18 protein-coding genes are annotated in these 17376 nt (G+C 43.5%); 16 read left to right on the top strand and 2 right to left on the bottom strand.

Going from position 1 to position 17376, the window contains the following annotated elements; genetic code table 11:
- Window positions 1-43: 43 nt before the first annotated feature.
- Window positions 44-775, bottom strand: coding sequence for an iron-sulfur cluster repair di-iron protein (gene ric / locus ACYQ0C_RS13070; RefSeq protein WP_016276159.1), 732 nt, complete (start codon window positions 773-775; stop codon window positions 44-46).
- 11 nt (window positions 776-786) lie between these two features.
- The gene (gene hcp / locus ACYQ0C_RS13065; RefSeq protein ID WP_016276160.1) at window positions 787-2445 is read right to left on the bottom strand and encodes a hydroxylamine reductase; all 1659 of its coding nucleotides are present in this window, start codon (window positions 2443-2445) and stop codon (window positions 787-789) included.
- 114 nt (window positions 2446-2559) lie between these two features.
- Here hcp and ACYQ0C_RS13060 point away from each other — a divergent pair, with 114 nt between their 5' ends.
- From ACYQ0C_RS13060 to ACYQ0C_RS12985, 16 genes are all read left to right on the top strand, one after another.
- Window positions 2560-3150 carry a Crp/Fnr family transcriptional regulator gene (locus ACYQ0C_RS13060; RefSeq protein WP_016276161.1) on the top strand — a complete coding sequence of 197 codons (591 nt, stop codon included), beginning with the start codon at window positions 2560-2562 and terminating at the stop codon, window positions 3148-3150.
- 179 nt (window positions 3151-3329) lie between these two features.
- Window positions 3330-4067, top strand: coding sequence for a NigD1/NigD2 family lipoprotein (locus ACYQ0C_RS13055; protein ID WP_016276162.1), 738 nt, complete (start codon window positions 3330-3332; stop codon window positions 4065-4067).
- A gap of 223 nt (window positions 4068-4290) precedes the next feature.
- Window positions 4291-4968 (top strand): response regulator transcription factor, encoded by a 678-nt coding sequence (locus ACYQ0C_RS13050; RefSeq protein ID WP_016276163.1) that lies wholly within the window; start codon window positions 4291-4293, stop codon window positions 4966-4968.
- The gene (locus ACYQ0C_RS13045; RefSeq protein WP_016276164.1) at window positions 4969-6255 is read left to right on the top strand and encodes a sensor histidine kinase; all 1287 of its coding nucleotides are present in this window, start codon (window positions 4969-4971) and stop codon (window positions 6253-6255) included.
- Between the two features lie 102 nt (window positions 6256-6357).
- Window positions 6358-6795 carry a PepSY-like domain-containing protein gene (locus tag ACYQ0C_RS13040; RefSeq protein ID WP_016276165.1) on the top strand — a complete coding sequence of 146 codons (438 nt, stop codon included), beginning with the start codon at window positions 6358-6360 and terminating at the stop codon, window positions 6793-6795.
- Between the two features lie 256 nt (window positions 6796-7051).
- The gene (locus tag ACYQ0C_RS13035; protein WP_016276166.1) at window positions 7052-8179 is read left to right on the top strand and encodes a glycosyltransferase family protein; all 1128 of its coding nucleotides are present in this window, start codon (window positions 7052-7054) and stop codon (window positions 8177-8179) included.
- A 256-nt stretch (window positions 8180-8435) separates the two neighbouring features.
- Window positions 8436-9983 (top strand): M28 family peptidase, encoded by a 1548-nt coding sequence (locus ACYQ0C_RS13030; RefSeq protein ID WP_050582554.1) that lies wholly within the window; start codon window positions 8436-8438, stop codon window positions 9981-9983.
- Between the two features lie 194 nt (window positions 9984-10177).
- On the top strand, window positions 10178-11713 hold the full coding sequence (gene atpD / locus ACYQ0C_RS13025; RefSeq protein WP_016276169.1) for a F0F1 ATP synthase subunit beta: 1536 nt from the start codon (window positions 10178-10180) through the stop codon (window positions 11711-11713).
- An 8-nt stretch (window positions 11714-11721) separates the two neighbouring features.
- A complete protein-coding gene (locus ACYQ0C_RS13020; RefSeq protein ID WP_016276170.1) occupies window positions 11722-11976 on the top strand; it encodes a F0F1 ATP synthase subunit delta/epsilon in 255 nt (84 codons plus the stop codon).
- Window positions 11977-11985: 9 nt separating this feature from the next.
- Window positions 11986-12399 carry a hypothetical protein gene (locus ACYQ0C_RS13015; protein WP_016276171.1) on the top strand — a complete coding sequence of 138 codons (414 nt, stop codon included), beginning with the start codon at window positions 11986-11988 and terminating at the stop codon, window positions 12397-12399.
- A gap of 1 nt (window position 12400) precedes the next feature.
- The gene (atpB, locus tag ACYQ0C_RS13010) at window positions 12401-13492 is read left to right on the top strand and encodes a F0F1 ATP synthase subunit A (protein WP_016276172.1); all 1092 of its coding nucleotides are present in this window, start codon (window positions 12401-12403) and stop codon (window positions 13490-13492) included.
- 30 nt (window positions 13493-13522) lie between these two features.
- Window positions 13523-13777 carry an ATP synthase F0 subunit C gene (gene atpE, locus ACYQ0C_RS13005; RefSeq protein WP_016270458.1) on the top strand — a complete coding sequence of 85 codons (255 nt, stop codon included), beginning with the start codon at window positions 13523-13525 and terminating at the stop codon, window positions 13775-13777.
- Window positions 13778-13787: 10 nt separating this feature from the next.
- Entirely contained in the window at window positions 13788-14288 is a 501-nt protein-coding gene (gene atpF / locus ACYQ0C_RS13000) for a F0F1 ATP synthase subunit B (protein ID WP_016276173.1), read from the top strand.
- Between the two features lie 5 nt (window positions 14289-14293).
- Window positions 14294-14851, top strand: a complete 558-nt coding sequence (locus tag ACYQ0C_RS12995) for a F0F1 ATP synthase subunit delta (protein ID WP_016276174.1) — start codon at window positions 14294-14296, stop codon at window positions 14849-14851.
- Window positions 14852-14863: 12 nt separating this feature from the next.
- Window positions 14864-16456: a F0F1 ATP synthase subunit alpha gene (gene atpA, locus ACYQ0C_RS12990; RefSeq protein WP_016276175.1), complete on the top strand. Its 1593-nt coding sequence runs from the start codon at window positions 14864-14866 to the stop codon at window positions 16454-16456.
- Window positions 16457-16458: 2 nt separating this feature from the next.
- Window positions 16459-17328: a F0F1 ATP synthase subunit gamma gene (locus tag ACYQ0C_RS12985; RefSeq protein ID WP_016276176.1), complete on the top strand. Its 870-nt coding sequence runs from the start codon at window positions 16459-16461 to the stop codon at window positions 17326-17328.
- Window positions 17329-17376: the final 48 nt, after the last annotated feature.

The raw sequence follows: 17376 nt of genomic DNA, 5'->3' as shown, positions 1-17376 counted from the left end.
CACTTTGGGCACTTTTGTAAATGGAAGTGTTATGGTGTCGTCATCAGATGGCTTCCTCTTTTTCCAATTCTAATGCTCTGGGAAAAATGATATTGTTTTCCAGGTGGATGTGCTCATGTAATGCCTCCTCAAATTGTTTCAATTGTTGTAATACCAAGCGGAAGCTGGCACAAGCATCTTCAGGGGCGGTGAATCCGTTGGTTAATGAAGAGATCTTTTCAAAACGTTCTCCTTCGTGGTTATGTTCATCTTCCATCACTTCGATGGGATACAGAATGGTGCCGCAATGGAATTTAGCTACTTTCAAGCCTTCCTCCTTGGCTTGGAACATTTCATAAACATAAGGAAATAGTACATTCTCTTCTTTTGATAAATGATTTTCCAGATCAAGAAGCGAGTCGCGGAACAGCGCCTGGACTTGCAGCAACTCTGGATGATTCTTTGAATGTACTTCGGTTACTTTGGTTAATAATGCTTCTATTTGCGGACCTTTGGTACGGATTCTCCGATGGTGTATCTTCAATACGTAGTCTATTAATAAATCGATGGGCCATCCGGCAAAGTCAGGAGCATTACTGACCGTATTCTCCTGTAGTTCATTTAATTCACGCGCTATTACTTCAGGATCAATACCGCGATTCCGGCAGGCTTCTGCAAACGGAGTATTGCCATGACAGCAAAAATCAATATGGTAACGGGAGAACACTTTGGTTGTATCAAAGTTGCCGGCTACAATTTGTCCGACTGTACATGAATTGTAATTTTCTTGTTTCATAATTATGCCGTTTATTCGTTCATTAATCCAAATTTCTTCATATCACTTTCTACAGTACCGATGCCGCTTATTCCAAAGTTATCGACCAGTACTTTCGTCACATCAGGTGAGAGGAATGCGGGTAAGGTGGGGCCGAGATGAATCTCTTTTATTCCCAAACTGAGTAATGCCAGCAATACGATTACCGCTTTCTGTTCATACCAGGCGATATTGTAAACAATGGGCAGTTCATTGATGTCATGTAGCCCGAATACTTCTTTCAGTTTGAGGGCGATGACTGCCAATGAATAGCTGTCGTTACACTGTCCTGCATCTAAAACACGCGGAATGCCATTAATGTCACCTAACCCTAGTTTGTTATAACGATATTTAGCACATCCCGCAGTTAAAATGACTGTGTCTTTGGGAAGCATCTCGGCAAAAGTGGTGTAGTAATCGCGACTGCGCATACGTCCGTCACAACCTGCCATGACGATGAACTTGCGGATAGCACCGTTTTTTACGGCTTCTACCACCTTGTCTGCCAGTTGTAATACCTGATTATGGGCAAAACCACCTATGATTTCTCCATGTTCTATTTCTGTCGGTGCGGCACATTGTTTGGCTGTTTCTATAATTTCAGTATAGTCCTTATGTCCTTTCTCGTCTGCTGTAATATGTTTGCAGCCGGGATATCCGGTAGAATTCGTGGTAAACATGCGTTCTTTATAAGTGGCATTGGGCAGAGGAGGAACGATGCAGTTGGTGGTGAACAGGATAGGACCATTGAACGAGGTAAATTCCTCCCGTTGTTTCCACCATGCATTTCCATAGTTTCCTGCAAAATGTGTATATTTTTTAAATGCCGGATAGTAATGTGCAGGGAGCATTTCACCGTGAGTATATACATCCACGCCACTATCTTTGGTTTGTTCCAACAATTCTTCCAGATCATGCAGGTCATGTCCGCTTATCAGAATGCCGGGTCGGGTACCTGTTCCGATGTTTACACGGGTAATTTCCGGATTGCCATAACTGGAAGTATTTGCTTTGTCGAGCAAAGCCATGGTTCGCACGCCTATTTCACCTGTTTTCAGTGCTAATACAGTCAGTTCATCCGCCGATAAGGACTTTGTTGTAATTTGTGCGATGGTGTTCTGCATGAAACGATGAATACTTTCGTCATTATGTCCTAACCTCATGGCATGTTCCAGATAAGCAGCCATTCCCTTCAGACCATATATGATCAGTTCTTTTAAAGAGCGTAGATCCTCGTTCTTTTCACGCAATATTCCGACAGTTGCGGCTTTTGCGTCATAGTCATTGTGACTGCCTTTCCAATTCAACTCATCAGCTTCCGGCAGAGGAATATTTTGGGCGGAAGCCTGATGTTTAAGGGCATCACGTATTTCCCATCCTTTATCAATGCGTTTCATAATGCTTTCGTTATCGAAATTGGCATTGGTAATGGTACAGAATAAGGCGTCTACAATGAAATTGTCCACATCTTTTTCAACAGGAAGAGAATGTTGGCGCAATTGATTTGCCACAACAGAAATTCCTCGTACTACAAAGAGCAATAAATCCATAGTACGTGCTGTGGTTGCATTTTTTCCACAAACACCTTTTAAGGTGCAACCGAAACCTTTGGCTGTTTCCTGACATTGGAAACAAAACATGTTATTCTCCATATCTTTTCTCATTTTAATGATTTCTATTACTTTTGTGCAAAAGTAGATGGTTTTTACCTTTTAAGTTGTACCATGTGTTACAGCGGATATAAATAACAGTTAAAAGAAAGTAGGATGGAACTGACAGGATTATTGCAAATAGCTCCTTTTCAGGGAATGAAAGAAGAAGAATTGGTTGCTTTCCTATTCGGTTCTCCGAATAGTTTGAAATGCTTTGAGCCGGGTGATGTCATTGTCCGGCAAGGTAACTTATGTAAGGGTTTATACCTTCTGGCTTCAGGGAGTGTACGGGCGGGGATGATCAATGACGAGGGGAAGGAATTGACGGTGGAAGAGATGAAAGCTCCTAGTTTGCTGGCCTCGGCTTTTATTTTTGCCACAGAAAATCGTTTCCCGGTTAATGTAGAGGCGGTAGAACCTTGTGAGGTTTTTATAATAGGTAAAGAACGATTCTTAGAATTTATGCATCTGCACCCATTGATGATGCAGAATTTTTTGAAGGATATTTCAGACCGGAGTGTTTTTTTAAGTAAGAAATTGAATGAATTCGCTTTGCTGAATTTAAAAAACCGTTTGCTGAAATATTTGGAAACACATTCCGTTATTCATAATCAGCAGGAAGTGGCGCAAAGGTTGGGAGTTACCCGACCCTCATTGGCCAGGGCATTGTCTGAGCTGGTGAACGAAGGGAAAATAAAGAAATAATGGTTTTCTCTTAGGTAAAATGGCATCCTGCATCTTATGAGATTTTTTATTTTTTTCTTAGTGGATCCAGTCTTTCTACCAGTCGTTTGCTGAAAATAAGTTAATATTAAGGGAGGGAGTGCAGTATTTGTTTCTTTTTCTACTTTTAAGAGTAGAAAATAGATTAATACATTATAGTTATGAAGAAGTTAACCTTTTTATTATTAGCTTTTCTGGCAGTTATGGGAGTCACTTTCCAGTCATGTGATGACGGTGACGGTTACTCTCTGGGTGATGTGGCAGTGGATTGGGCTACAGTAAATGTGAAAGGTGCCCATGTATATGATTTTACCGGTGACAGATGGGGGAAAATATGGCCTGCAACCACTGATTATTTCTGGTATTCTCCGATAGACGGACAACGGGTGATTCTTTATTTCAATCCCCTGTACGACAATTATCCGGAAGGTTATGACTGTTCTGTCAAAGTGCTGAATATAAAGGAAATTCTGACTAAACCTATCGAGGAGCTGACAGCAGAGAATGAGGAAGAGTTTGGTAATGATCCTGTGGATATATTTGAAGGTAATATGTGGATCAATGGTGGCTACTTAAATATTGTTTTTAATCAGAACATGCCTTCTAAAGTGAAACATCTGGTTAGTTTGGTGAAGAATACGACAATTACACCCGAACAAGATGGTTATATTCATTTGGAATACCGTTACAACACGTATGGTGATACTACCGGCTATTGGAGAAATGGCGCGGTATCCTTTAGCTTGGGTTCTTTGGAAATAACATCGGAAACAAAAGGTATAAAGGTAAAAATAAACTCGGCTAAAAATGGTGAGAAGGAAATCACTTTTGATTTGAAGGATACACCGTCGCCTACAGGGATGAGTCGGATGGATTTTTCTCAAATGGAGATTAAATAATTAGGGATTGATTAAGAGAGAGTTGTGTGTAGCCCCTTGCGTCTTGTTGTGGTAGATGCAGGGGGCTGATTGTACATGGCCGGTAACGGTTTTCGGCCTGAAATTTATTATTGTATGGTTGGGGGGGGGAAAAGACGGTATGGTTGCTTTGTTTTTTTCCTTATTTCAGTATTTTTTCAGAATAATCTTGTTTCTTTGCCTTGAAGAACCAAAAGTTGGACTTATGAAAATACTGTTAGTGGAGGACGATGCTAATTTGCGTGAAGTAACTCAGCGTTCATTGGAAAAAGAACGTTATGTGGTAGAAATAGCAGCCGATTACCGTACCGCATTACAAAAGATAGAGGATTATGATTATGACTGTATTCTGCTGGACATCATGTTGCCGGACGGTAGCGGTCTGGATTTGTTGGAAAGGTTGAAGGAAATGCATAAACGGGAAAATGTCATCATTCTTTCGGCCAAGGACTCCATAGAGGACAAAGTGCTGGGATTAGAACTGGGTGCTGATGACTATCTGCCTAAACCTTTTCATTTGGTGGAACTGAATGCACGTATCAAAAGCGTGATACGCCGTCATCAGCAAGGAGGGGAGAACAGCATTAAATACGGAAACATAGAAATTTTTCCCAATCAATATGGGGTGACTGTAGCAGGAAAAAAAATAGAACTGAACCGTAAGGAATATGATATTCTAGCCTATTTTATGAACCGGCCCGGCAGACTGGTCAATAAAAACACGCTTGCCGAATCTGTATGGGGCGATCATATAGATCAAGTCGATAATTTTGACTTTGTCTATGCTCAGATAAAGAATTTGCGAAAGAAGCTGAAAGAGGCGGGGGCTACTCCTGAATTGAAAGCTGTATATGGTTTCGGATATAAAATGATCGTGGAATAAATGAAACTGATTTATTATGTTATCATCCGTATATCGTTAGTGCTGTCGGTATTATTGACCGTCTGGGCCGTCTTTTTCTATTTTGCCATAATGGATGAAGTGAATGATGAAGTGGATGACTCATTGGAGAATTATTCGGAAATTATCATCATCCGTGCATTGGCGGGAGAGGAACTTCCTTCTAAAAATACCGCTTCCAACAATCAGTATTTCTTGCGTGAAGTGACGAAGGAATATGCGGAATCTCGTGATGATATCCTTTATAAGGATTCTATGGTCTATATCCCTGAAAAAGATGAAACAGAACCTGCACGGATCCTTACCACCATTTTTAAGGATGATGGCGAAAAGTTTTTTGAATTGACGGTAGCGGCTCCTTCTATAGAAAAGGATGATTTGAAGGATGCCATGGCAGGTTGGATGATTTTTCTTTATATAACTTTGTTGCTGACTATAATTGTGATTAATGTGTGGGTGTTTTATCGGAACATGCACCCTCTTTATGTGTTGCTTCATTGGTTGGATAAATATCGTATCGGCAAGGGGAATGAGCCTTTGCAGAATAAGACCCGGGTTTCAGAATTCAGAAAATTGAATGAGGCGGCGGTTCGTTATGCAGAGCGCAGTGAGCGGATGTTCGAACAGCAAAAACAATTTATAGGTAATGCATCTCATGAGATGCAGACACCGCTGGCTATTTGCCGTAACCGGTTGGAGATGTTGATGGAGGATGAAAATCTTTCGGAAAGCCAATTGGAGGAGTTAATGAAAACTCACCGGACTTTGGAGCATATAACGAAGCTGAACAAGTCTTTGCTGCTGCTTTCGAAAATAGAGAACGGGCAATTTGCAGATACGTCCCAAGTAGAAGTGAATAAATTATTGAAACAATATTTGGAAGACTATAAAGAGGTGTATCAATATCGTGAGATCATAACAATGGTGGAGGAAGAGGGTGTTTTCTATCTTACGATTAATGAAACACTGGCAGTGGTGTTGCTTACAAATTTGTTGAAGAATGCTTTTGTACACAATATGGATGGTGGACACATTCGGATTGTTATTACTTCCCACCGTGTGATGTTCTGCAATACAGGGGTGGCACAGCCACTGGATGCTCAGCGTATTTTTGAACGTTTTTATCAAGGAAAGAAAAAAGAAGGCTCTACCGGTTTAGGCTTGGCAATAGCAGACACGATATGTAAAATGCAGGCTCTCAGGCTTTGCTATGAATATAAGAGTGGGGAGCATTGTTTTATACTTTACACATCCGCTCATAATCAATGAAAAAAAGATTGTGCTTTTTTCAGAATTTCAAATTCTTTTCAGAATCTCCCTTCATATTTGCATCAGAAAACAGAATGTAGAACCAAATAAAAAATGACGATTATGAAAAAGGTATTATTATTGTTAGTGTGCTTATTTACGTTGCAAACAGTGGTATGGGCGGATGATGACAAACCTGTTCAAGTAAACCAATTGCCTCAGACTGCACAAACTTTTATCCAAACTCATTTCCCTCATAATAAGGTGGCGATGGCTAAAATGGAGACAGACTGGTTTGATAAAAGCTATGATGTGATTTTTACCAATGGAGACAAACTGGAGTTCGATAAGAAAGGTGTTTGGACGGAAGTGAACTGCAAATACAGTGCTGTACCTGTAGCTGTGGTTCCTGAGGCGATACAGAAGTATGTCACTACGAATTATCCCGAAGCCAAGATGCTCAAGATTGAGAGGGACAAGCATGATTATGAAGTGAAACTTTCTAATGGTTGGGAGATAAAGTTTGATATGCAGTTTAATGTGATTGATATTGACCGCTGATTATAGATCTGAAGTGGGTTTATAGGAATAAACTGAAGCTGGGCAGGCCGTTTCTTGTTACACGAAGAGACGGCTTGCCTTTTTTGATTTTAACAGAATAGTAATTTGTACGACACTATCTTGTAATGGATTACATAGACCTTTGTATCGGTAAAAAATAGAAATATGCATCTGGGAACTGGAACATTTGGGAATATAATATGTTGGCTAATAAGAATGAAGATAATAAAGGATTAACTTTAATACATACTGCCTCATGAAATTTTTATTTATAGTACAGGGTGAGGGAAGAGGACATCTTACCCAGGCCATTACGCTGGAGGAAATATTGCGCCGCAACGGTCACGAAGTGGTGGAAGTGCTGGTAGGAAAGAGCAGCTCGCGCCGTTTGCCGGGATTCTTTAACCGTAGTATTCATGCTCCGGTGAAGCGTTTTGTCAGTCCTAATTTTCTGCCTACACCCGCCAACAAACGGGTGAGCTTGATGCGGAGCGTAGCCTATAATCTGATGAAACTCCCTGTGTACATGAATAGCATCAACTACATCCGTCAGCGTATCAAGGTCAGTGGTGCGGACAGGGTTATCAATTTCTATGAATTACTGACCGGGCTGACTTATTTCTTGTTCCGTCCCTCTGTTCCGCAAATCTGTATAGGACATCAATATCTGTTCTTGCATAAAAGTTTTGAATTTCCAAAGGCTGATAAAGTAAGCTTGGCTCTTTTGAAGTTTTTTACCGCATTGACCAGCTTGGGAGCAAAGGAACGTCTGGCCCTCTCTTTCCGTCACATGAACGATGATCCTCAGAATCATATCCGTGTGATTCCTCCTTTGTTGCGTAAGGAAGTGACTTTACATGAACCTTATTCCGGTGACTATATACATGGCTATATGGTTAATGCGGGTTTCAGTGAAAATGTTATGAAATGGCACAGGAAACATCCCGGCATACCGCTTCGTTTCTTCTGGGATAAGTGGGAGGAGGAACCGGTGAAGAGGGTGGACGATACATTGAGCTTTTATCAACTGGATGATGTGGAATTTTTGAGACAGATGGCGGGATGCAAGGCTTATGCCAGCACTGCCGGATTTGAATCGGTGTGCGAGGCCATGTATCTGGGCAAGCCCATTCTGATGGTTCCTGCCCATATAGAGCAGGACTGTAATGCATACGATGCCTCAAAGAGCGGTGCGGGTATCATTTCCTCAGATTTTAGTTTGCAACAGTTGCTGGAATTTGCGGAGGATTACCATCCCAATCGTGATTTTGTGTATTGGGTACGTGGGGCTGAATATACTTTGTTGAATTTATTGGAGAATGATTCTTCCAATTATCCACAAACTTTATTCAATGAGATGTATTTGGTCGAAGAATTTATTTGATTTTCTTATAAAAATCTCTTCAAGTCATAGTTGTAAATGCCATCAGATTGTCCTACAGTCCCATAGACAATCTGTAGACCAAAAGTCTTGAGGAAAAAGTAAAAAAATGAATAAACTTTCATTTTAATACTGTTTGTGTGGTACGGCATCAAAAATATTCGTTTTTATCTGATAAATTGTTGGGAATTAATAGTTGAAGTTCCAAAATTTGCTATATATTTGCAATCGTTAACAACTATCAAACGAAAATATCATGATGAACAAAATGTGCATGGCAGCTATCTTGGCTGCTTCTTTGTGTGCAGGGACTACTTTCGCCCAACCTGCAGCCGTAAAAAAAATTATTGAAACGGGCCAGACAGACAACCGGGTGATGCATCAGTTGGATATTCTCACGAATCGTTTCGGGGGAAGAGTTATAGGTTCGGACGCGTATGAGAACGCAGCCGAATGGATGATGCGTGAATATAAACGGTGGGGGATTGAGGCACACTTGGAGGAAGCTGGAGAATTGCCAGTAGGTTTTAACCGCGGGCCATGGTTCGGTCGGTTGATTGGAGGTGATCAGGCAATGGATCTGCATTTTGTAACTCCATCCTACACTTCGGGTACTAAAGGTCTGCAGCGCGGGCATGTCTTGATAGAGCCCCGTACTCAGGAGGAACTGGACCGTATGAAACATCAGCTGAAAGGTGCTTGGGTGCTGGTGTCCGGTGAGAATACAGGCTGGCCTATGGATCGTTCAGCCAAAGGTGATTCTTTGAGGGCGGCGATTAAAGCTGAAAATATAGAGATTGAAAAGCAGAATGCCGCCTTGATGGAAGAGAATTGGAGTAAAGGAACCAAACATGCCATGAAGCCTCTGCGTGAAATGCCGGGACTATTCTATAAAGAAATGTGTGAGGCAGGAGCATTGGGCTTTATTCAGTCGGCAGCTGTACCTTTACGTGCTTTGTATGACCGTGCTTTGTTGAATGATCCGAACACCACATTTGATAATTTGCCCGAAGTCTGTGATATCAAATTGGATGAGCATCAATATAAAATTATCAAACAGATGGTGAAAGAACGCCGGAATTTCTGGCTGGAATTTGATATTCGTAATCATTTTAAGCTGGGTCCTGTGAAATATCATAATGTCGTGGCATCTATTAAAGGTACTAAATATCCGGATGAATATGTGATCATAAGCGGACATCTTGACGCTTATGATGTGGCAACCGGTGGTATAGACTGTGGCACAGGCATCGGTCCCATGATGGAGGCAGCCCGTATGATTGCACTTTCCGGAGCAAAACCCAAACGTACCATTCTGTTTGTCGCTTTTGCTGGAGAGGAATTCGGACTATTGGGCGCAAAAGCATACGTCAAGACTCATGCCAAGGAGTTGGGAAAGATTGCCAATCTGTTCAACCGGGACGGAGGGCCGACTCCTCCGGTGGGAATTTCTGTTCCCCAGGCTATGTATGATGATTTTGTGGAAGTATGTAAACCTGTGAAAGAAATCCGTGCGGATTATCCGTTTGAGGTAAAGGTGGCGAAACCCTTTAAACGTCCTACTCAAAGCGGTGGTACGGATGCTAGTGTCTTTGCAGTGGAAGGGGTGCCTACTTTTGGCTTCAATACACAAGACATAAAAGGATATAACTTCTCTTATGGGGAAATATGGCATACGGAGCGTGACCTTTATACGAAAAACATACCCGAATACCAGGAACATGCAGCTACAGTAACAGCGGTGGTTGCCTTGGGAATTGCTAATTTAAGTAAACAGTTATCTCGTGAGGGAATGCACAAAAAGTAGCAAAATTGTTCTTTTTTTCTTCTTTTAGTGGAATAATGTCGTTTTGATGTGTAAAAAATGTTAGCTTGAGTTCAATCTACTAAGATTATCTATACCTTTGCTGTGCATATAAAGCAAAATGTAGGTAAACAAAAACCTTGCAAGATTGTTGATATGGCAAGGGTAAATTATAAAATAAAAGTAAATTGAAGCTTATGTCACAGATTATCGGACATATTTCACAAGTTATCGGACCGGTAGTCGATGTGTACTTTGAGGGCAAAGACATCGACACCGATCTGCTTCTTCCAAGCATTCATGATGCATTGACTATCAAACGCAATGACGGCAGAATTCTGGTCGTGGAAGTTCAACAACACATTGGTGAAGACACGGTGCGTACTGTAGCTATGGATAGCACAGACGGCCTGCAACGTGGTATGGAAGTAATTCCGACAGGGCATCCTATTACTATGCCGGTGGGCAACCAGATAAAAGGCCGGCTGATGAACGTAGTAGGTGAGGCTGTGGACGGTATGCGCCCGCTGAGTAAGGAGGGGGCGTTTCCCATTCACCGTGAGCCGCCTAAATTTGATGAATTATCTACTGTGCAAGAAGTGCTTTTCACGGGTATTAAGGTCATTGATTTGCTGGAACCTTATTCAAAGGGTGGTAAAATCGGATTGTTTGGTGGAGCCGGTGTAGGCAAGACCGTGCTCATCATGGAGTTGATTAACAACATTGCCAAAAAACACAACGGCTTTTCTGTTTTTGCCGGAGTCGGTGAACGTACACGTGAAGGTAACGACCTGCTGCGTGAAATGATTGAGTCCGGCGTAATCCGCTACGGGGAAGAGTTTAAGAAAAGCATGGAGGAAGGGCATTGGGACCTTTCCAAAGTAGACTATAATGAAGTGGAAAAGTCACAGGCCACACTAGTGTACGGACAGATGAACGAGCCTCCCGGCGCACGTTCTTCCATCGCCCTTTCGGGGCTGACCGTTGCCGAATCTTTCCGTGATCGTAAGAACGGTGACAGCAACGGACCACGTGACATTTTGTTCTTTATTGATAATATATTCCGTTTCACTCAGGCTGGTTCCGAAGTTTCGGCTTTGTTGGGACGTATGCCGTCTGCCGTGGGTTACCAACCGACACTGGCAACGGAAATGGGACAGATGCAGGAGCGTATCACATCTACCAAGAATGGTTCTATCACCTCTGTACAGGCTGTGTATGTGCCTGCCGATGACTTGACCGACCCTGCGCCTGCTACTACATTCACCCACTTGGATGCAACAACCGTATTGAGTCGTAAAATTACCGAACTGGGTATTTATCCGGCTGTAGATCCGTTGGAATCAACTTCACGCATCCTCGACCCGCTGATTGTAGGGCAGGAACATTATGATGTGGCTCAGCGTGTAAAGCAGATTTTGCAGCGCAACAAGGAATTGCAGGACATCATTTCTATCCTGGGTATGGACGAGCTGAGCGATGAAGACCGCCAGACCGTAAACCGCGCCCGTCGGGTGCAACGTTTCCTGTCACAACCGTTTGCCGTTGCCGAACAGTTTACGGGTGTGCCGGGTGTTATGGTTTCTATCGAAGATACGATAAAAGGATTCAAGATGATTCTGGATGGCGAGGTGGATTACTTGCCTGAACAGGCATTCCTGAATGTAGGAACGATAGAGGAAGCAATAGAAAAGGGAAAGAAGTTGCTGGATGCTGCCAGCCATAAGAAATAAAAGTAAGTATGGAACATCATGAAGATCTTCATTTGATAGTGGTTTCTCCGGAAAGTACTTTGTTTGACGGCAAGGTGGAAATAGTGACACTGCCGGGGGAATTGGGCTCTTTCTCTGTCTTGTATGACCATGCTCCGCTGATATCATCACTGGTAAAAGGGGAGATAAAATACACGGAGGACGAATTGGAGAAATCAATTGGAATATCGAGTGGGTTCGTTGAGGTGAGGGACAATATAGTTTCAGCCTGTGTGGAAATCTAATACATAATTATGTTTTTGTTAGCCGTAAAGAGAAAATTTATCCTGTCGTTGACCCTATTGATGGTCGTGTTGAGTTGGGGAGGAGCCTTGGTGTTTCACACCTTGTTACCGGAGTATTATTTTGCCTGGTATCCCTCCATACCGATATTTTTTTATCTTTTCGGTCTCTTTTACATAGTTATGTTCGGATACTGTTACCGGGTGAGCCCGCAGAAAATGGTGGCGGTTTACCTGGTGGCGAAAGTGACGAAGATGATGCTGAGCATCCTGATTATGTCCGTCTATGCAGTGGCGGTGGCACATCAGGTACTGTCATTTATAGGGACTTACATGGTCTTCTATATTATCTTTCTGATTTTTGAGACCCGCTTCTTTTTCCATTTTGAGATAAAACATAAAAGTAATAGGTACAAGTATAAGTAATATGAGAAGTTTACGATATATAGGAACGGTTTTAGTGCTGCTGGTCGCTTTCCTGCAAGAAGCCAATGCCCGGGAAGAGTCGGATACTGACAATAAAGAGCAGCAAGTGGACGTAAATGAAATCGTTTTCGGACATATAGGTGATTCGTATGAATGGCATATCACTGACATAGGAGATACACCTATAGCTATCCCCCTGCCGGTAATCGTAAAAAGCAGTACAGGATGGCACACTTTTCTTTCTTCCAGGTTCGAGGAGGGAGACGGAGAGTATGAAGGCCTGTATATTGCTAAAGATGGTGAGTATAAAGGCAAGATAGTGGAAAAGGATGCCGGTGGCAACGAAGTAAAGCCTTTGGACATTTCTATTACAAAGAATGTTGCCGGGTTGTTTATCAATAGTGCCATTCTGGTGATTCTGGTGTTGAGTTGTGCCCGTTGGTATAAAAAGCATCCGGTGGAAAAGGAAGCCCCGAAAGGAATGGTGGGAATGATGGAAGCCTGTATTTTCGCCATCAATGATGATGTGATAAAAGGTTGTGTCGGCAAGGATTATAAGCGTTATGCTCCTTATCTGCTCACGGCTTTCTTCTTTATCCTGATCAATAATCTGATGGGATTGATTCCTTTCTTCCCCGGTGGTGCGAATATTACAGGTAATATTGCCATTACTTTTGTCTTGGCTGTCTGTACATTCTTAGTTGTGAATGTATGGGGTAACAAGGAATATTGGAAAGAGATTCTCTGGCCCGATGTGCCTTGGTGGTTGAAGGCCCCGTTCCCGATGATGCCGATTATTGAGGTCTTCGGAATCTTTACCAAACCGTTTGCATTGATGATCCGTTTGTTCGCCAATATGATGGCCGGTCATGCCGCTATTCTCAGTTTGATATCCATTATTTTTATTACGGCGAATATGGGGCCGCTGATCAATGGTTCCATGGGATTTGTCGCGGTGGCGTTCGGCATCTTTATGACAGCGTTGGAGTTATTGGTCGCATTTATTCAAGCATACGTATTTACCATGTTGTCCGCCGTCTTTATCGGATTGTCCCGTACAGAAGAAGTGCGTGAAGAAAAAGAAATGAAATAAATTAAATAATTAATTCAAAAACAAACTATTATGTTACTAGCAGTTTTATTACAGTCCGCTGCTGCGGCAGGTTTAGGAAAATTAGGTGCTGCACTTGGAGCAGCTATTGCAGTAATCGGTGCAGGTATCGGTATCGGTAAAATCGGAAGTTCAGCCATGGAGGCGATCGCCCGCCAGCCGGAAGCGGCAGGAGATATCCGTATGAACATGATTATCATTGCCGCGCTGGTAGAAGGTGTGGCTCTGATCGCCATTATTGTTTGTTTATTAACTTTGTTCTTATAATTAATTTAGCATGTCATTATTAACACCTGATAGCGGTCTGTTATTCTGGATGGTCATCGTATTCGGAATTGTCTTTGTCATTCTGGCAAAGTACGGTTTCCCGGTGATTATCGGAATGGTGGATGAGCGGAAACAATATATCGACAAGTCACTGCTTGCCGCGCGTGAAGCCAATGAACAACTGGCAAACATCAAGGCGGACAGTGAGATGATATTGGCTAAGGCTCACGAGGAGCAGGCGCGCATCCTGAATGAGGCGGTCGCCACCCGCGAACGCATTCTGAAGGAAGCCAAAACACAGGCTCAGGTTGAAGGACAGAAGCTGTTGGATGAAGCCAAAAGGCAGATTCAAGCAGAAAAAGACAGCGCTATCAGCGACATCCGCCGCCAAGTAGCTGTGCTGTCTGTCGACATTGCTGAGAAGGTTTTGCGCAAGAACCTCGATGACGAGAAAGAGCAAATGGAGATGATTGACCGTTTGCTGGATGAATTAACTGTTTCTAAAAACTGATTGTCATGTATATAGGAGTCATCTCAATGCGTTATGCCAAGGCTTTGCTGGCCTATGCCGACGAGAGCGGGACAGCGGATACTGTTTATGCGGAGGCCGGGACACTGGCGGACAGTTTCTCGAAAGTGCCCGAACTCCGGCAGGCGTTGGATAATCCTGTATTGCCCGCCGAAACAAAGCTGAAACTGATTTGTGAGGCTGCCGGAGGAGGTAAGGTCAGTAAAGAGTTGAAACGCTTTGTAGAATTGGTTTTGGAGGAACGAAGAGAGAAATTCTTGCAGTTTATGATCATGTCGTACATTGATCTCTATCGGAAACAGAAGAATATCAGCGCCGGTAAAATCACGACTGTTTGTCCGGTAGCGGAGGAGGTAGTCAACCGCATACGGGCATTGGTCGTAGAGAAAACTCATGGAACTGTGGAGTTCAAAACCAAGACAGATCCGAAACTGGAAGGTGGTTTTATCTTTGAGATCGGGACTTACAGATTGGATGCGAGCGTAGCTGACCAGATAAAGCGGGTAAAGCAGCAGTTTATAGCAAAGAATAGAAGAATAGTATAAAATTAGAAAGAAATGTCTGAAAATATAAAACCCAGCGAAGTATCCGAAGTTTTACTTCAGCAGCTGAAAGGCATCAACACCCACCTGCAATTTGATGAGGTGGGGACTGTGCTGCAGGTGAGCGATGGCGTGGCACGTATTTACGGCCTGAACAACGCGGAAGCCAATGAGCTGCTGGAATTTGAAAACGGTATCATGGCTATCGTGATGAACCTGGAAGAGGACAATGTAGGTGCGGTATTGCTAGGTCCTACTGATCAGATCAAGGAAGGAATGGTGGTGAAACGTACCAAACGCATCGCTTCTATCAATGTGGGCGAAGGTATGTTGGGGCGTGTCATCGACCCGTTAGGCGTACCATTGGATGGTCGCGGACAGATTGGCGGAGAACTTTGCGAAATGCCTTTGGAGCGTAAGGCTCCCGGAGTGATTTTCCGCCAGCCGGTGAATCAGCCTTTGCAGACAGGTTTGAAGTCTGTGGATGCCATGATCCCTATCGGGCGTGGACAACGTGAGTTGATCATTGGGGACCGCCAGACGGGAAAAACTTCCATCGCTATAGATACAATCCTGAACCAGAAGTCCAACTATGAAGCAGGGAAACCTGTCTATTGTATTTATGTAGCCATTGGTCAGAAAGGTTCCACCGTGGCAAGTTTGGTGAATACGCTGCGTGAACGCGGTGCGATGGATTATACCATAGTGGTAGCTGCCACTGCTGCCGATCCGGCTGCCTTGCAGTATTTTGCTCCGTTTGCCGGAGCTGCTATCGGAGAGTATTTCCGTGACACCGGCCGGGATGCCTTGGTAGTGTATGATGACTTGTCAAAGCAAGCCGTAGCCTATCGTGAAGTATCCTTGATTCTGCGTCGTCCCTCCGGTCGTGAGGCTTATCCGGGTGATATCTTCTATCTGCATTCACGATTGTTGGAGCGTGCGGCGAAGATTATCAACCAGCAGGAAGTGGCCGAACAGATGAATGACCTTCCACCCAGCTTGAAAGGCAAGGTAAAGGCGGGCGGTTCACTGACTGCATTGCCTATTATCGAGACACAGGCAGGTGATGTTTCAGCGTATATTCCAACCAATGTCATTTCCATTACAGACGGTCAGATATTCCTTGAAACCGATTTGTTCAACCAGGGTTTCCGTCCGGCTATCAATGTGGGTATTTCCGTATCCCGTGTGGGGGGTAGTGCCCAGATCAAGAGCATGAAGAAGGTGGCAGGTACATTGAAGATTGATCAGGCACAATATCGCGAACTGGAGGCTTTCTCCAAGTTCAGCAGTGATATGGACCCTGTAACGGCAATGGCTATCGACCGGGGACGTAAGAATAACCAGTTGCTGATACAGCCGCAGTACAGTCCGATGCCTGTCGGAGAACAAATAGCCATCCTTTATTGTGGTACACATAGTTTGCTGCGTGATGTACCCTTGCATAAGGTGCCCGATTTCCAGAAATCATTCCTGGAAATGATGCGTGCCGACCATCAGAAAGATGTACTTGATGTATTGTCAAGCGGTGTGATAAATGAGGATGTAACTGCAATTATAGAGAAAATAGCAGCCGATACGGCTCAACCATTTAAAGTGAACGAATAGTCATGGCATCACTGAAAGAAGTAAAAGGAAGAATAGCCTCAGTAAATAATACGCGGAAAATTACTTCGGCTATGAAGATGGTGGCCTCTGCCAAGTTGCACAAGGCGCAGGCTGCCATAGAAAACATGCTTCCTTACGAACGAAGGCTGAATCACATCCTGACCAACTTTCTGAGTGCGGACAGTGAGGTGGAGTCTCCTTTCATTGTGAAACGTGAAGTGAAGCGTGTGGCTATCGTCGTGTTTGCCTCCAATACCAGTCTGTGTGGTGGGTTCAATGCGAATATCATCAGGCATCTGACGGTTATTCTTGATGAATACAAGTCCCTGGGTATGGAGAATGTGCTTTTGTATCCGGTAGGCCGGAAGGTGGCGGAAGGTGTGAAGAAATTGGGATTCAAGGCCGAAGGCGATTTCCAGCACATGGCGGATAAACCTTCCTATCAGGAAGCTGCTGCCTTGGCAGAGGACTTGATGAGGCATTTCCTGCATCGTGACATAGACAAGGTGGAGTTGTTGTACAACCATTTCCGTTCTACAGCCGTACAAGTTCTGACGCGTGAAACGTATCTTCCGATAGACTTGACACAAGAGAAGAAAGAGGAGGACAAAGGCAGGATACCCGATTATATTGTGGAACCGTCTGTAGATGTGGTGATGGAGGAATTGCTCCCGAAGGTACTCCGTATGAAGATGTTTACAGTATTATTGGATTCGAATGCCGCCGAACACGCTGCCCGTACTATGGCTATGCAGATTGCTACAGATAATGCGAATGATTTGTTGCAGGATCTGACGGTGATGTACAATAAGAGCCGACAGCAGGCTATTACCAATGAATTGTTGGATATAGTAGGCGGTTCAATGGCATAAATCAGATGAAGAGCAGGAATTATGCTTTGCAAAGTTCCTGCTCTTATT

The organism is Phocaeicola sartorii JCM 17136 = DSM 21941 (assembly GCF_054653615.1).
This window is presented reverse-complemented; position numbering and strand designations above follow the sequence as displayed.

What these genes read in the sequence shown, in the direction of transcription:
- ric (WP_016276159.1), bottom strand. Translation starts at nt 775, where the DNA reads ATGAAACAAGAAAATTACAATTCATGTACAGTCGGACAAATTGTAGCC.
- hcp (WP_016276160.1), bottom strand. Translation starts at nt 2,445, where the DNA reads ATGGAGAATAACATGTTTTGTTTCCAATGTCAGGAAACAGCCAAAGGT.
- ACYQ0C_RS13060 (WP_016276161.1), top strand. Translation starts at nt 2,560, where the DNA reads ATGGAACTGACAGGATTATTGCAAATAGCTCCTTTTCAGGGAATGAAA.
- ACYQ0C_RS13055 (WP_016276162.1), top strand. Translation starts at nt 3,330, where the DNA reads ATGAAGAAGTTAACCTTTTTATTATTAGCTTTTCTGGCAGTTATGGGA.
- ACYQ0C_RS13050 (WP_016276163.1), top strand. Translation starts at nt 4,291, where the DNA reads ATGAAAATACTGTTAGTGGAGGACGATGCTAATTTGCGTGAAGTAACT.
- ACYQ0C_RS13045 (WP_016276164.1), top strand. Translation starts at nt 4,969, where the DNA reads ATGAAACTGATTTATTATGTTATCATCCGTATATCGTTAGTGCTGTCG.
- ACYQ0C_RS13040 (WP_016276165.1), top strand. Translation starts at nt 6,358, where the DNA reads ATGAAAAAGGTATTATTATTGTTAGTGTGCTTATTTACGTTGCAAACA.
- ACYQ0C_RS13035 (WP_016276166.1), top strand. Translation starts at nt 7,052, where the DNA reads ATGAAATTTTTATTTATAGTACAGGGTGAGGGAAGAGGACATCTTACC.
- ACYQ0C_RS13030 (WP_050582554.1), top strand. Translation starts at nt 8,436, where the DNA reads ATGAACAAAATGTGCATGGCAGCTATCTTGGCTGCTTCTTTGTGTGCA.
- atpD (WP_016276169.1), top strand. Translation starts at nt 10,178, where the DNA reads ATGTCACAGATTATCGGACATATTTCACAAGTTATCGGACCGGTAGTC.
- ACYQ0C_RS13020 (WP_016276170.1), top strand. Translation starts at nt 11,722, where the DNA reads ATGGAACATCATGAAGATCTTCATTTGATAGTGGTTTCTCCGGAAAGT.
- ACYQ0C_RS13015 (WP_016276171.1), top strand. Translation starts at nt 11,986, where the DNA reads ATGTTTTTGTTAGCCGTAAAGAGAAAATTTATCCTGTCGTTGACCCTA.
- atpB (WP_016276172.1), top strand. Translation starts at nt 12,401, where the DNA reads ATGAGAAGTTTACGATATATAGGAACGGTTTTAGTGCTGCTGGTCGCT.
- atpE (WP_016270458.1), top strand. Translation starts at nt 13,523, where the DNA reads ATGTTACTAGCAGTTTTATTACAGTCCGCTGCTGCGGCAGGTTTAGGA.
- atpF (WP_016276173.1), top strand. Translation starts at nt 13,788, where the DNA reads ATGTCATTATTAACACCTGATAGCGGTCTGTTATTCTGGATGGTCATC.
- ACYQ0C_RS12995 (WP_016276174.1), top strand. Translation starts at nt 14,294, where the DNA reads ATGTATATAGGAGTCATCTCAATGCGTTATGCCAAGGCTTTGCTGGCC.
- atpA (WP_016276175.1), top strand. Translation starts at nt 14,864, where the DNA reads ATGTCTGAAAATATAAAACCCAGCGAAGTATCCGAAGTTTTACTTCAG.
- ACYQ0C_RS12985 (WP_016276176.1), top strand. Translation starts at nt 16,459, where the DNA reads ATGGCATCACTGAAAGAAGTAAAAGGAAGAATAGCCTCAGTAAATAAT.